This window comes from Lentzea sp. NPDC058436 (assembly GCF_042721515.1).
Taxonomy (GTDB): Bacteria; Actinomycetota; Actinomycetes; order Mycobacteriales; family Pseudonocardiaceae; genus Lentzea.
The window spans coordinates 55,150-68,025 of the sequence record NZ_JBHXLF010000032.1 but is presented as its reverse complement, the minus strand read 5'-3'; the positions used below and the strand labels follow the sequence as shown (position 1 = coordinate 68,025).

At 68.9% G+C, this 12,876-nt stretch carries 12 protein-coding genes; 6 read left to right on the top strand and 6 right to left on the bottom strand.

Annotation, left to right across the window (positions count from 1 at the left end; all coding sequences use genetic code 11):
- Positions 1-268: 268 nt before the first annotated feature.
- On the bottom strand, positions 269-1,564 hold the full coding sequence (gene ftsY / locus ACFWN2_RS44225) for a signal recognition particle-docking protein FtsY (protein WP_382436687.1): 1,296 nt from the start codon (positions 1,562-1,564) through the stop codon (positions 269-271).
- Between the two features lie 120 nt (positions 1,565-1,684).
- On the opposite strand from ftsY, the gene ACFWN2_RS44220 reads away from it, so the two are divergent.
- Complete coding sequence (locus ACFWN2_RS44220; protein ID WP_382436692.1) at positions 1,685-2,809, top strand: anhydro-N-acetylmuramic acid kinase; 1,125 nt, start codon at positions 1,685-1,687, stop codon at positions 2,807-2,809.
- On the top strand, positions 2,797-4,356 hold the full coding sequence (locus ACFWN2_RS44215) for a sodium:solute symporter (protein ID WP_382436686.1): 1,560 nt from the start codon (positions 2,797-2,799) through the stop codon (positions 4,354-4,356). Before ACFWN2_RS44220 ends, ACFWN2_RS44215 begins: the two co-directional genes overlap by 13 nt.
- On the opposite strand, the gene ACFWN2_RS44210 is transcribed toward ACFWN2_RS44215, so the two are convergent.
- A complete protein-coding gene (locus ACFWN2_RS44210) occupies positions 4,306-5,229 on the bottom strand; it encodes a GNAT family N-acetyltransferase (protein WP_382436685.1) in 924 nt (307 codons plus the stop codon). The two genes, ACFWN2_RS44215 and ACFWN2_RS44210, sit on opposite strands and share 51 nt — an antisense overlap.
- Before the next feature lie 90 nt (positions 5,230-5,319).
- Here ACFWN2_RS44210 and ACFWN2_RS44205 point away from each other — a divergent pair, with 90 nt between their 5' ends.
- The 3 genes from ACFWN2_RS44205 to ACFWN2_RS44195 all read left to right on the top strand — a co-directional run bounded on the left by ACFWN2_RS44205 (position 5,320) and on the right by ACFWN2_RS44195 (position 6,961).
- Complete coding sequence (locus ACFWN2_RS44205; protein WP_382436684.1) at positions 5,320-5,757, top strand: tetratricopeptide repeat protein; 438 nt, start codon at positions 5,320-5,322, stop codon at positions 5,755-5,757.
- A 128-nt stretch (positions 5,758-5,885) separates the two neighbouring features.
- Entirely contained in the window at positions 5,886-6,224 is a 339-nt protein-coding gene (locus ACFWN2_RS44200; protein ID WP_382436683.1) for a hypothetical protein, read from the top strand.
- A gap of 23 nt (positions 6,225-6,247) precedes the next feature.
- Positions 6,248-6,961, top strand: coding sequence for a lysophospholipid acyltransferase family protein (locus tag ACFWN2_RS44195; protein WP_382436682.1), 714 nt, complete (start codon positions 6,248-6,250; stop codon positions 6,959-6,961).
- A gap of 5 nt (positions 6,962-6,966) precedes the next feature.
- Here the strand turns inward: ACFWN2_RS44195 and smc are convergent, their stop codons facing one another.
- From smc to ACFWN2_RS44175, 4 genes are read right to left on the bottom strand one after another with little or no spacing between them, the layout of a single operon-like run.
- A complete protein-coding gene (gene smc / locus ACFWN2_RS44190; protein ID WP_382436681.1) occupies positions 6,967-10,611 on the bottom strand; it encodes a chromosome segregation protein SMC in 3,645 nt (1,214 codons plus the stop codon).
- A gap of 60 nt (positions 10,612-10,671) precedes the next feature.
- Entirely contained in the window at positions 10,672-11,262 is a 591-nt protein-coding gene (locus ACFWN2_RS44185; protein WP_382436680.1) for an anti-sigma factor family protein, read from the bottom strand.
- The gene (locus ACFWN2_RS44180; RefSeq protein WP_382436679.1) at positions 11,259-11,765 is read right to left on the bottom strand and encodes a sigma-70 family RNA polymerase sigma factor; all 507 of its coding nucleotides are present in this window, start codon (positions 11,763-11,765) and stop codon (positions 11,259-11,261) included. The genes ACFWN2_RS44185 and ACFWN2_RS44180 overlap by 4 nt, the downstream gene beginning before the upstream one ends.
- Positions 11,766-11,797: 32 nt before the next feature.
- Positions 11,798-12,070, bottom strand: coding sequence for an acylphosphatase (locus ACFWN2_RS44175; RefSeq protein WP_382436677.1), 273 nt, complete (start codon positions 12,068-12,070; stop codon positions 11,798-11,800).
- Between the two features lie 81 nt (positions 12,071-12,151).
- Here ACFWN2_RS44175 and ACFWN2_RS44170 point away from each other — a divergent pair, with 81 nt between their 5' ends.
- Positions 12,152-12,874 carry a CAP domain-containing protein gene (locus tag ACFWN2_RS44170; RefSeq protein ID WP_382436676.1) on the top strand — a complete coding sequence of 241 codons (723 nt, stop codon included), beginning with the start codon at positions 12,152-12,154 and terminating at the stop codon, positions 12,872-12,874.
- The last annotated feature ends 2 nt before the right edge of the window (positions 12,875-12,876 follow it).

The following is a 12,876-nucleotide window of genomic DNA, read 5'->3' as shown; positions in this document are numbered from 1 at the left end:
GCGGACACGCTTTTCGTCCGCTTGACACCCCTCTTCAGGTGTGGCCCGCTCTTGGTGCGGCTCGTGATGGGACCCCACCGCCAACGCACCCTCATACGCAACGCGCAGCCGCTCTACGCAACAGGCGTGCCATCAACCTGCCCACGGCGCTACCCCCTGATCAGATTGCCGGGGTCTGGGGCAGAGCCCCAGGGGAAGCACGCAACAGGAACAGGCCGCACGCAAAACGACCCACCCGCAGAAGCAGCGACCAACAAAACAGGCGAACTCAGCCCAACAAAGCGTCCACAAACGCCCCAGGCTCGAACGGAGCCAGGTGATCAGCCCCTTCACCAAGCCCGACCAACTTCACCGGCACCCCGAGCTCACGCTGAACCTGGAACACGATCCCACCCTTGGCCGTCCCATCCAGCTTGGTCAGCACAATCCCGGTAATCGAAACCTGCTCAGCAAAAACCCGAGCCTGAGTCAACCCGTTCTGCCCAGTGGTCGCGTCCAACACCAGCAGAACCTCATCAACAACGGCCTGCTTCTCCACAACCCGCTTGACCTTGCCGAGCTCGTCCATCAACCCGACCTTGGTGTGCAACCGCCCAGCCGTATCGATCAGCACCGTGTCCACACCGGCATCCATCCCGCGCTTCACAGCGTCAAAGGCCACAGAAGCCGGATCCCCACCCTCAGGCCCACGCACGGTCTCCGCACCAACCCGCTTGCCCCAAGTCTCCAACTGGTCGGCAGCAGCGGCCCGGAACGTGTCAGCAGCCCCAAGCAACACCGTGCGCCCATCAGCGACAAGAACACGCGCAAGCTTGCCGGTCGTAGTCGTCTTGCCAACGCCGTTAACGCCAACAACCAGCAACACAGCGGGCTTGCCACCGTGCGGCAGAGCCTTCAAGGACCGATCCATCCGAGGCCCAAGCGCATCCACGAGAACCGACCGCAACAAAACCTGCGCATCCGCCTCGGACCGCACACCAGACCCGGCGAGCTTCGACCTCAAGGTGTCCACGATCTCGGTGGTCGTGGCCGCGCCGAGGTCCGCGATCAGCAGCGTGTCCTCGACGTCCTGCCACGAGTCCTCGTCCAGGTCGCCGGCGCCCAGCAACCCGAGCAACGACGACCCGAACGCGTTGCGCGACTTCGAGAGCTTGCCGCGCAGCCGCTCCAGGCGGCCGGCCGTCGGCTCGATCTCCTCGACCTCGGACGCCTCGACAGGCAGGTCGACCTCGACGAAGCCGCGCTTCACCGAGTCGCGCGGCACGGAGGCGTCGTCGCCCACGCCGGGCTGGCCGTCCACCTCGGTCCGGTCGGCCACCGGATGCTCGACGGGGTGCACGGGGGCGACCTCGGCCACCGCGACCGCCTCGACCTCGGTGGCGTCGGGCGCGGCCGGGGTCAGCGAGATCCCGGACGACGCCTGGTATCCGCCGGGGCGGGGCGTCTCCTCCTTCTGGGTCAGGCTGATGCGACGGCGACGCGTCAGCACCACACCGGTCACCAGCGCGGCGATCAGCACGACCGCCACGACGACGAGGATCAGGACAAGGGAGGACGTCGACACCGGCTCATGGTTTCACAGACGTGCATGTGATCAATCAACCAGTTGTTGCTCAATTAGGCGAAGATTTCACCAAAGCTCTTGCGCCCTGCCACGGTGTGGAATAGACCACACGTCGTGAGGGTGATCGGACTGATTTCCGGCACGTCGATGGACGGCATCGACGTCGCCGTCGCCGACCTGTCGATCCACGGCGACGTCGTCGAGCTCGTGCCGGTGCAGTGCGCCGAGCACCCCTTCCCGAAGGACCTGCTGGAGAAACCGCGGGACCTCGCCGAAGTGTGCGCCTTCGACACGTCGCTCGGGCAGGCTTTCGGTGAAGTCGCCGCCGGATACCTGCCGGCGGACCTGATCAGCTCCCTCGGCCAGACCGTCCACCACGAGGTGCAGGACGGCGAGTGTCTGGGCACGCTGCAGCTCGGCCAGCCCGCCTGGATCGCCGAACGCACCGGCGTCCCGGTGATCGCCGACCTCAGGGTGCGCGACGTCGCCGCCGGAGGCCACGGGGCACCGCTGGCCAGCACGCTCGACGCTTTGTGGCTCGCCGGCATGGACGAGAACGCCGTCGCGCTCAACATCGGCGGCATCGCGAACATCACCGTCGTCAGGAGCGGAAGCGCGCCCATCGCCTACGACACGGGCCCTGGCAACGCGTTGATGGACGCCGTCGTGGAAGTCCTGTCGAACGGCGAACGCCGCCAGGACACCAACGGCGAGTTCGCCAGCAGGGGCACGGTGAGAGAAGACGTCCTCAAGAAGCTCCTCGCCGACCCGTACTACGCCAAGCCCTGGCCGAAGTCGACGGGCAAGGAGCTCTTCAACGCCGAGTACCTCCAGGGCTTCCCGACGGTCCAGGCCGAGGACATGCTCCGCACGCTCGCCGAGCTCACCGCCCGCACCATCGCCGACGCCTGCCGCGCGCACGACGCGAGCACCGTCGTCGCGTCCGGCGGCGGCATGCGCAACCCGGTGCTGGTCGACACGCTCACCAAGGCCCTCGACCCCATCCCGTTGAAGATCAGCGACTCGCTGGGCCTGCCGCGCGACGGCAAGGAGGCCTACCTCGCCGCGCTGCTCGGATTCCTGACGTGGCAAGGGGTTCCGGGCAACACGCCGTCCGCGACCGGCGCGTCCGGCCCGCGGTTGCTCGGCAGCATCACGCCCGGCAGCGGGCCGTTGAGGCTGCCGGAACCCGTCACCACCGCTGTGACCAAGCTGAAAGTGGGGGAACCGAAGTGCGCGCACTAGACCTCGCGATCATCGCCCTGTTCCTCGTCGGCATGCCGTTGATCGGCATGGCGATCGGCGGCAGGCAGAAGTCGTCCACCGACTACTTCGTCAGCGAGAAGCGCATCTCGTGGTGGGTCGTCTGCCTGTCCGTGGTGTCCGCGGAGACGTCGACGCTCACCGTGCTGAGCGTGCCGGTGATCGCCTACATGGCGACCCCTGCGCAGGGCGGCATGACGTACCTGACGCTCGCGCTGGGCTACATCGTCGGCCGGATCATCGTCAGCTTCGTGCTGCTGCCGCGCTACATCGCCGGTGACCTCGTCACGGCGTACGCGTTCCTGGGCAAGCGGTACGGCAACGGCATGCGCGCCACGGCGTCCGTCACGTTCCTCTTCACGCGCCTGCTCGCGGACGGCATCCGGCTCTTCGCCACGGCCATCCCGATCAAGATCGTGCTCGCCGAGTACGGGATCACCGCGTCGTACTGGGCGATCGTGGTGGCGCTCGGCATCGCGATGGTGTTCTACAGCTTCTTCGGCGGCGCGCGTGCGGTCGTGTGGGTCGACGCGATCCAGATGCTCTGGTACGTCCTCGGCGGCATCGTGGTGATCTGGGTGCTGGCGGGGCAGCTGCCGGACGGCTGGTTCGCCAAGGCCGCCGACGTGAACAAGTTCCAGCTCTTCGACTTCACGAGCTCACCGCTGACCGGCGCCTACCCGTTCGTCGCGGCGTTCTTCGGCGGTGCGCTGCTGTCGATGGCCTCGCACGGCGCGGACCAGCTGATCGTGCAGCGGCTCATGGCCACGCGGGACGTGAAGTCGGCGCAGAAGGCGTTGATCGCCTCCGGTTTCGTGGTGTTCCTGCAGTTCGCGTTCTTCCTCTTCATCGGCGTGATGATGTGGGCGTTCTACGCCGGCGTCGACCCGGTCAAGGACCTGGGGCTCAACAACAAGGACGAGCTCTTCGCCCACTTCATCGTCAACGACCTGCCGAGCGGCCTGTCCGGCTTCGTGATCGCCGGCATCCTCGCGGCCGCCCTGTCGTCGTCGTTGGGCGCCTTGGCCTCCAGCACCGTCACGGACGTCTACGAACGCATCCGCAAGACCCCGATGACCGACGACGAACGCCTGCGCCACGGCCGGATCTGGACCCTGGTGTGGGCGGGTCTGCTGATCGTCTGCGCGGGTCTGTTCGCCTCCTCGAACGCGACCACGGCGGATCCGATCGTGGTGCAGGCGCTGGGCATCGCCGGCTACACCTACGGCGCGCTGCTCGGGGCCTTCCTCCTCGGCCTGATCTTCAAGCGCGTCACGCAGGCGGACGCGATCATCGCGTTCGTGGCGACGGTGCTGGTCGTCGGTTTCGTGATCCTCGGGGTCAAGTTCGCCGGCAGCACGCCGACGATCTACTTCGGGAAGGCCACGGCGGACCTGAAGTCCCTGACCGGGTGGTGGAACACGCCCCTGGGGGTGGCGGTCACCTTGCTGGTGGGTGGGTTGCTGTCATTGAGGCATTCACGCGGTGTGCCGGTACGAGACGAGCTCGATGTGAAGGCGGAATCCTAGGCGGGCGAACATGTTCTGCGAGCTCTCGTTGCCCGCGTAGATCGACGCGGCGGCCTGCGGTCGTGCACCGTGGTCCGCCGCGAGCTTCCACAGCAGTTCGGTGATGAGAGCAGTGCCCACGCCCTGACCTCGGACGTCGGGTTCGACGGCCACGAAGTCGACGTAGTACTCCTCGGGCTGGGCCTTGCCCGCGGCGTAGCCGAGCACGCGTTGACCGTCCATGGCGACGACCACCGTGCGTTTCGCGGGCTCGGACTCGACGAGTTGTTTTCCGGACAGGTACGTGTGCGGGAAACATCGTTCGTGCAGGACGGCGACGGCCTCGTGCACGAACTCGTCCGTCGGGAGGACGCGCATCTCGCGGTCGCTGGGGCACTTTGCGTCCCTCAGCAGCAACGTGCGCAGATCCCCGTTGTCGAGTATGTGGATGGCGCTCGCCTTGCCGGCGCTGAAGGCGTGCCGTTCGGCGAACGCCGCCAGTCGCCGGTGGGCGGTGTGCCCGTAGAGCTCGAGATCGGTGATGCCGGTGAGGAGCTCGGTGGCGCGCCGGAACATGGCGTCGGCGGTCTGGTCCCAGATGCGGCTGCCCGCCGGGTGGTTGACCGGTACGTCGACGAACGGTCCGTGCAGCCACGCACGGCCGAGCTCGGCGTCGACCTCCACGCTGAGCATGCCGGTGATGTTGTCGTCGGCGTCCACCGCGACCACCGTGCAGTCCGCCCAGCTGGGCTCGAACTCGCCGAGCTCCGCGCGGAGCTCTTCGACTGTCTCACCGAGGTACCCGATGTGGTGCGCGTTGTCGGCCTGGAGCCGGACCAGCAGCGCCATCGTGGCGCCGAGGTCGCCAGGTTCGGCGAAACGGATGTCGTACATGAGTGGAATGGTCCTTCGCACGGCCGTTCGAAGCGAGGGAGTTTTCGGCGGTCCCAGGTCACGGACGCGGCGACCGGTAAAATGACGAGGATGTCGTCCGAAGAACTGGCCGTCCGCACCTCCGAGGCAGAGGCCAAGGCCCACGCGGGCGACTTCAGGGGCGCCGCCGCCGAGTTCGGGACCCTCGCCAAGGACTACGCGCGAACGGTGGGCGCGGACGACCCGCGGACCCTCGCCGTCCGGCTGAACCTCGCCCGCGTGCTGGGCACGGCGAAGCAGGTCACGAAGGCCATCGACGTCTGCGAGCGCCTGCTGCGCGACCAGGCCCGCGTCCTCGGTCCCGAGCACGCAGACCTCCTGGAGTCCCGGCAACTGCTCGCCAACCTGCGGTACCAGGCGGGTGACTCCGAGGGCGCCGCGGCGGAGCTGGAGCAGCTCCACACGGCACTGTCGCGGGTGCTCCTGCCCACGCACGACCGGATCACGAAGGTCAAGCGCGACATCGCGTTCCTGAAGCGCTCGTCCTGACGCGCGAGACATCACTCACATCGGCGCACTCCGCGGCGCTGGTATGCCACCGCGCGGACACCGACGTCGCAGGCGAAACCACCAGATTCGGGCTTGCAGGGCAGGTGAGGGTGGGGGACTCTTCTACAGTGAGTGAGGAAACGATCCAACTCGATCTCAACGAATCCGGGGTGGCCGTCGACCTGCCCTTGCCGGCGAACAACCGGGACGGTGTCCAGGGAGTTCCCTACCGGCCGGTCGAATTCCGAGACGATGATCTTCCGTCAGCTCTGGAACGCGCTGCCGCCTGGTTGCGGCAGACCCAGGACTGGCTGGGCGAACCCGTGGACGTGATCGCGGTCCATCTCGACTACGACGACACCCACGGCAACCCGTACTACGACCTCAAGTTGTTGTGCAACGACGAGGACCTGGCGGGCGTGCCCAAGGTCATGCGAGAACACGAAGGGGCCGCTACCGGCCAGTAGCTTTCCGGCTACCGTTCGGAAGCATGTCGGATCGCGTATATCCCCCGGTGATCGCCGCAGCGAAGACCATGTTCAAGGTGCTCGACCTGCGGATCACCGTGGAGGGGGCGCACCACGTCCCGCGCACGGGTGCCGCGGTGCTGGCGTCGAACCACGTCAGCTACCTCGACTTCATCTTCGCGGGCTACGGCGCGCATCTCTCGGGGCGCCTCACGCGGTTCATGGCGAAGCACGAGATCTTCGCCAACAAGATCGCAGGCCCGCTCATGCGAGGCATGCACCACATCCCCGTCGACCGGAGCGCGGGCCAGGCCTCCTACCAGCAGGCCCTGTCCGCGCTCCGCACCGGCGAGGTCGTCGGGATCTTCCCCGAGGCCACGATCAGCCGGTCGTTCACGGTCAAGGACATCAAGTCCGGCGCGAACCGCCTGGCGCACGAGGCCGGCGTTCCGATCATCCCCGTCGCGCTGTGGGGCACCCAGCGCCTGTGGACCAAGGGCCGTCCCAAGAACCTGACGCAGCGGCACGTGCCGATCACGATCCTCATCGGCGAGCCGTTCGAGGCCTCCCCCGGCGACTCCGGTGACGGCCTGCTGCGCAAGCGGCTGCAGGACCTGCTGGACACCGCACAGGCCGGCTACCCGAACGAGCAGGACGCCTGGTGGGCGCCCACGCACCTCGGTGGCACCGCGCCGACGCCGGAAGAGGCCGCCGCACTGGACGCCCGCGGGCGCTGAGCGGCTTAGGCCTCTGCTTCCGGTACGTCTGCCGGTGCCGGCTCCGCGGGCTGAGCGGGTTCTTCCGCCACGCTCGCGGGCGCGTCGGCGGGCGAGCGCAGGCGCTGCGAGATCACCTGCGAGATGCCGTCACCGCGCATCGAGACGCCGTACAGCGCGTCCGCGATCTCCATGGTCGGCTTCTGGTGGGTGATGATCAGCAGCTGCGAGCGGTCCCGCAGCTGCTGGAACAGGCCGATCAGCCGGTGCAGGTTCGTGTCGTCCAGCGCGGCCTCGACCTCGTCCATCACGTAGAACGGTGAGGGGCGGGCGCGGAAGATCGCGACCAGCATCGCGACCGCGGCCAGCGACTTCTCGCCGCCGGAGAGCAGCGACAGGCGCTTGACCTTCTTGCCGGGCGGACGGGCCTCCAGCTCGATGCCGGTGGTCAGCATGTCGTCGGGCTCGGTCAGCACCAGGCGACCCTCGCCGCCGGGGAACAGGACCTTGAAGACGACCTCGAACTCGCGCGCCACGTCCTCGTAGGCCAGCGTGAAGACCTCGAGGATCTTGTCGTCGACCTCCTTCACGACGGTGAGCAGGTCGCGGCGGGTGTCCTTGATGTCCTCCAGCTGCGTGGACAGGAACTTGTAGCGCTCCTCCAGCGCCGCGAACTCCTCCAGCGCGAGCGGGTTCACCTTGCCCAGCAACGAGAGGTCGCGTTCGGCGCGCTTGGCCCTGCGGGCCTGGGTGTCGCGGTCGTACGGCATCGGCTGCGGCTCGGAGACCTGCTCGCCGCGTTCCTTGGCCGCCTGGTACTCGTGCAGCTCGGCGGCCGACGCGGGCACCATGACGTCCGGGCCGTACTCGTTGGTCAGGTCGTCGAGACCGATGCCGAAGTCCTCGGCGATCTTGGTCTCCAGCTGCTCGATGCGCATGCGCTGCTCGGCGCGCAGGACCTCGTCGCGGTGCACGGCGTCGACGAGCTTCTCCAGCTCGCCGGACATCTCCCGCACGACGTTGCGCACCTGGGTCAGCAGGAGCTCGTGCTGCTGGCGGCGTTCCTGGGCTTGGTCGCGTTCACGGGCGGCGCGGGACAGCGAGATCTCGATGCGTTCCAGCGCCTGCTCACCGCCCTTGGCGACGGCCTTGGCGACGACGGCACCGCGCGCACGGTGTGCCGTGGCGCGGGCGTGGCGTTCGCGGGCCTCACGCTCAGCGCGTGCGGCACGACGCAGGCCCTCTGCCTTGCCCTGCACGGCCCGAGCGCGCTCTTCGGCCGTGCGCTGCACCAGACGCGCGTCCATCTCGCCCTGACGCGCCTGAGCCAGCTCCGCGGACAACGCGTCGCGCTGCTCGGTGTCGGGCTCGTCCTCCAGCGTCTGCTCTTCCTCGGCCATCAGCAGCCGCTCTTCGAGCTCGCCCAGCTTCATCAGGGCTTCCTCGCGCGAGCGCTCGACCTTGGCGCGCTGCTCGCTGATGCGGCTGACCTCGGCCTCCGCCGACCGCACCGCCGCGGCCATCCGGTTCAGGCGCTCGCCGGAGCGGGCCTGGCGGACCTTGGCCTCCTGCACGGCCTCCTTGACCGCGTCCAGCACCTTGCGGCGGGCCTGCTGCTCGGCGCGGGCGCCCTCCAGTGCCGCGGTCGCGTGCTCCAGCGCCCGTTCCGCGGTCGCGAGCTGCTCCTGCGCCTCGTCGACGGCGGCCTGCACCTCGATGACGCTCTGGCCCTGGGCTCCCGAACCGCCGACCGCCCAGTCCGTGCCGAAGAGGTCGCCCTCGCGGGTGACCGCGCGGCCGCTGAACCGGGCCGCGGAATCCAGGTCCTCCACGACCGCGAGGCGGTCGAGCGCGCGGGCGAGAGCCGGACGCAACGCTTCCGGTGCGTGCACGACGTCGATCGCCCAACGCGCGCCGTGCGGCAGGTAGCCCCACTGCGACGTGTCCACAGTGGACCCGTACGAGCCGATCAGCACGCCCGCGCGTCCGGCGTCCTTCTCCTTCAACAGCTTCAGGGCGGCGAGCGCGCCGTCACCGGACGACACCGCGACCGCGTCGGCGATCGGGCCGAGCGCGGCGGCCAGCGCCACCTCGAAGCCCGGTTCGACGGTCAGCAGCGCGGCGACGGATCCCAGCAGGCCCGGCACGTCCGACGCGAGCAGCGCGCCCGCACCGTCCTTGCGCGTGAGGCCCAGCGAGAGAGCGTCGACACGGGCGCGCCACGACGCGATGTCGCGTTCCGCGGTGCGCTCGGCCTTCACGAGTTCCTCGACGCGCTGGCGTGCCGCGTCGTTGGACTGCACGGCGTGCCGGTGGCGTTCGTCGAGGTCGTTGTCGCCCTCGTCCTCGTAGCCGGTGACCGCCTGCGCCTCGGCCAGCTCGATCGACGCGAACTCGACGCGTTCGGAGGCCTCCGCCACCGTGACGGAGAGGCGTTCGATCTCCTCGGCGGTGGCGTTCGTCTTGCTGCGCAACGCTTCCACCTGACCGGACAGGCGCGCGAGGCCCTCCCGGCGGTCGGCGATCGCGCGGACGGCGGCGATGTGCGCCTTCTCCGCCTGCGAGACCATGCGCTCCAGCTCGGCGCGCGTCTCCACGGCCTCCGCGAGCGCGATGCGGGCCTCGGTGACGCCCTCCTGGAGCTCCAGCTCCATCTCGGCGGTCTCCTCGGCCTCGCGGTCGAGGTCGTCCGGGTCGCGGCCCCTCGAAGGCGCGTCCACGACGTCGGACAGGTGCCGGGCGCGTTCGGCGGCGAGGCGGACGGTGCCGCGGAGCCGTTCCTCCAAAGCGGACAGCCGGTACCAGGTGTCCTGCGCGGCCTGCAGCTTCGGCGAGTCGGCGGCGACCCGCTCCTCCAGCTCGTTCTGCTGGTACTGCGCGGCCTGCAACGACTTCTCGACCTCGGCGCGGCGCACGCGGGCCTTCGCCTCGTCGTGCTCCTCCTGCGCGATGGCCTCGCGCTGCGTCACCAGGTCGTCGGCGAGCAGGCGCAGCTTGCTGTCCCGCAGCTCGGACTGGACGACCTGGGCGCGGCGGGCGATCTCGGCCTGCTTGCCCAGCGGCTTGAGCTGGCGGCGCAACTCGGCGGTGAGGTCGGTGAGGCGCGTCAGGTTGGCCTGCATCGCCTCCAGCTTGCGCAGCGCCTTTTCCTTGCGCTTGCGGTGCTTCAGGACGCCGGCGGCCTCTTCGATGAACGCGCGCCGTTCCTCCGGTTTGGACTCCAGGATGGCGGCGAGCTGGCCCTGACCGACGATCACGTGCATCTCGCGGCCGATGCCGGAGTCCGAGAGCAGCTCCTGGATGTCCATCAGGCGGCACGAGTTGCCGTTGATCTCGTACTCGGTGGCGCCCTCGCGGAACATGCGGCGGGTGATCGACACCTCGGTGTACTCGATCGGCAGCACGCCGTCGGCGTTGTCGATCGTCAGCGTCACCTCGGCGCGGCCCAGGGGCGCGCGGCCGGACGTGCCGGCGAAGATGACGTCCTCCATCTTGCCGCCGCGCAGGTCCTTGGCACCCTGCGTGCCCATCACCCAGCGCAGTGCGTCGAGCACGTTGGACTTGCCGGACCCGTTGGGGCCGACCACACAGGTGATGCCGGGCTCGAAGCGCAGCGTGGTAGCCGAGGCGAAGGACTTGAAGCCCTTCAGCGTCAGGCTCTTGAGATGCACGCCGGGCAGAGTACCCAAACGCTTGCGGACGATGCGGGAGGCGGGCCTTGACCTGCGCGTCTAGGGACGGAGAGTAACCAGCAGCCCGCTCTCGTCCGACACCTCCAGACGATCGATCTGGTCGACCCTGAACGACGTGGAACCGGGAATGCGCTCGTCAGGGCCGTGGTCGGAGCCCCACCAGCCGCCGACCTCGCGCTGACCCTGCCGATCGAACACGATGACCTTGCAGCGCGCGCCCGGTTTGACGTCGCCGAGCTTGAACCACATCTCCGTGCCCCAGGACTTCGAGACCATCGAGACCTCACCGTCCACACCGGTGCCGGGGTCCTTGGCCGCCCACGTCGGCGCGGGCGGGGGCTGGAGGAACAGGATCCCGCCCGCCAGCGCGAACGCCACCAGGACGGCGGCGCAGACCAGTGCCACGCGGCGCTGGCGGTTCGGCTTCGGCGGGCACTCCGGCATCTCGTCGAGGTTCTCGACGTCCTCCGCGGTCAGGCGGCCGAGCAGGCCCGGCAGCGGGGCCAGGCGCAGCATCTCGGCCTGGCAGGTCTCGCAGGTGCCGAGGTGGCGTTCGAACGCGGCTCGTTCTTCGAGGTCGAGCGAGCCGAAGAGGTAGGCGCCGACGTCGACGGTGTGCTGGCAGCTCACGCCCCGGTCACCCCTCTCTCCTCCAGTGCGTCGCGCAGCGCCCTCAGCGCGTAGAAGCAGCGCGACTTGACGGTGCCCGGCGGGATGCCGAGCGTCTTGGCGGCCTCCGCGACCGTGCGGCGGCGGTAGTACAGCTCGATGACGACCGTCCGGTGCTCTGGCGTGAGCGCCCTCAGCGCCGACGCGATCTGCCACGTCTGCAGCACGTGTTCGACCTGGTCGCTGACCGGCGGCAGGTCCACCGGTTCGAGCGGCACCTCGGTCGCGCGTGCGTTGCGGCGGCGGTACCCGGAGATCACCAGGTTCTTCGCGACCGTGTAGAGCCACGGCGCCGCGTCGTCCGGTTTCAGCTCCTCGTGGTGCCGCCACGCGCGGAGCAAGGTCTCCTGCACGACGTCCTCCGCCTGCTGGTAGTCACCGTCGACCAGCCGCAGCACGTAGTGCAGCAGCGGGCCCCTCCAGCGTTCGTACAGCTGGATGAGGACGTCTTCCGAGGAGTCCACGATCCCCTCTACGCCATCTCCGCGAGAACGGTTCAGCGCTCGATGAAACCGGTCAGGTCACCCCTGGCGTCCGACCACTGCTCACCGACCGATTCGACATGTCCGGGGGTGTCACCCGAACGGAGAGCATTCAGCAGTTGTTCACACTTCTCCCGCGCACCCTCGGCGACAACCTCGACCCGTCCGTCAGGCCGGTTCGAAGCACTCCCGACCAGGCCCAGCTCCAGTGCTCGGGCCCTCGTCCACCAGCGGAAACCGACACCCTGCACCCGGCCCCGCACCCACGCGTTCAGTCGTACGTCCACCTCCGAATGGTCCCGCAGTCACACCAGGTGACGAACGACGCACTCAGGGGTTGTCACCCATTAGTGGTACGGTCCCGACCCGTGAGTGCCCGCAGCCTCTTACTCGGCCTGCTGATCGGTGCAACCGGAATCGGCGGCCTCGCCTTCACCGGTACCTCCCCTCTCGGCATCAGCTTCACCAATGCCGCGCAGCAGGAGAGCGCCGACGCGGCCAACCAGTTCGGCACGGGCAACGCCGCGGCCCCCAACGGGCGGCCGACCGTCCAGAACACCGAGGCAGGCAGCCCCGTCGCCTCCTCGTCGTCCTCCACCGCTCCCACCACCACGACGACCGAGGCGCCGCCCTCCTCATCTTCTTCGTCCGCCGCGCCGACCACCACGACGACGCCCCCCGAAGCGCCGAAGCCGCCCGTGCAGACGCCTCCGCCCGCCGGTCAGACGCCGGAACAGGCCGTGCTCGCGCTCGTGAACGACGCCCGTGCCGCAGCAGGATGCAAGGCCCTCGTGATCGACGACCGCGTCACGACCGCCGCGCAGGCCCACAGCACGGACATGGCGAACAAGAACTACTTCTCGCACACCTCGCAGGACGGCAGGACGTTCGACGTCCGCATGAAGGAAGCCGGCTACCCGAGGCCCGGCGGCGAGAACATCGCGAAGGGCTACGCCAACGCCCAGGCCGTCGTGAAGGGCTGGATGGAGAGCACCGGCCACCGCGAGAACATCGAGAACTGCAGCTTCACCACGATGGGCGTGGGACTGGACACCCGCGGCAACTACTGGACCCAGAACTTCGGCCGCTGACC

Coding starts and splice junctions, on each gene's coding strand:
- ACFWN2_RS44205 (WP_382436684.1), top strand. CDS start 5,320: ATGTCGTCCGAAGAACTGGCCGTCCGCACCTCCGAGGCAGAGGCCAAG.
- ACFWN2_RS44195 (WP_382436682.1), top strand. CDS start 6,248: ATGTCGGATCGCGTATATCCCCCGGTGATCGCCGCAGCGAAGACCATG.
- ACFWN2_RS44210 (WP_382436685.1), bottom strand. CDS start 5,229: ATGTACGACATCCGTTTCGCCGAACCTGGCGACCTCGGCGCCACGATG.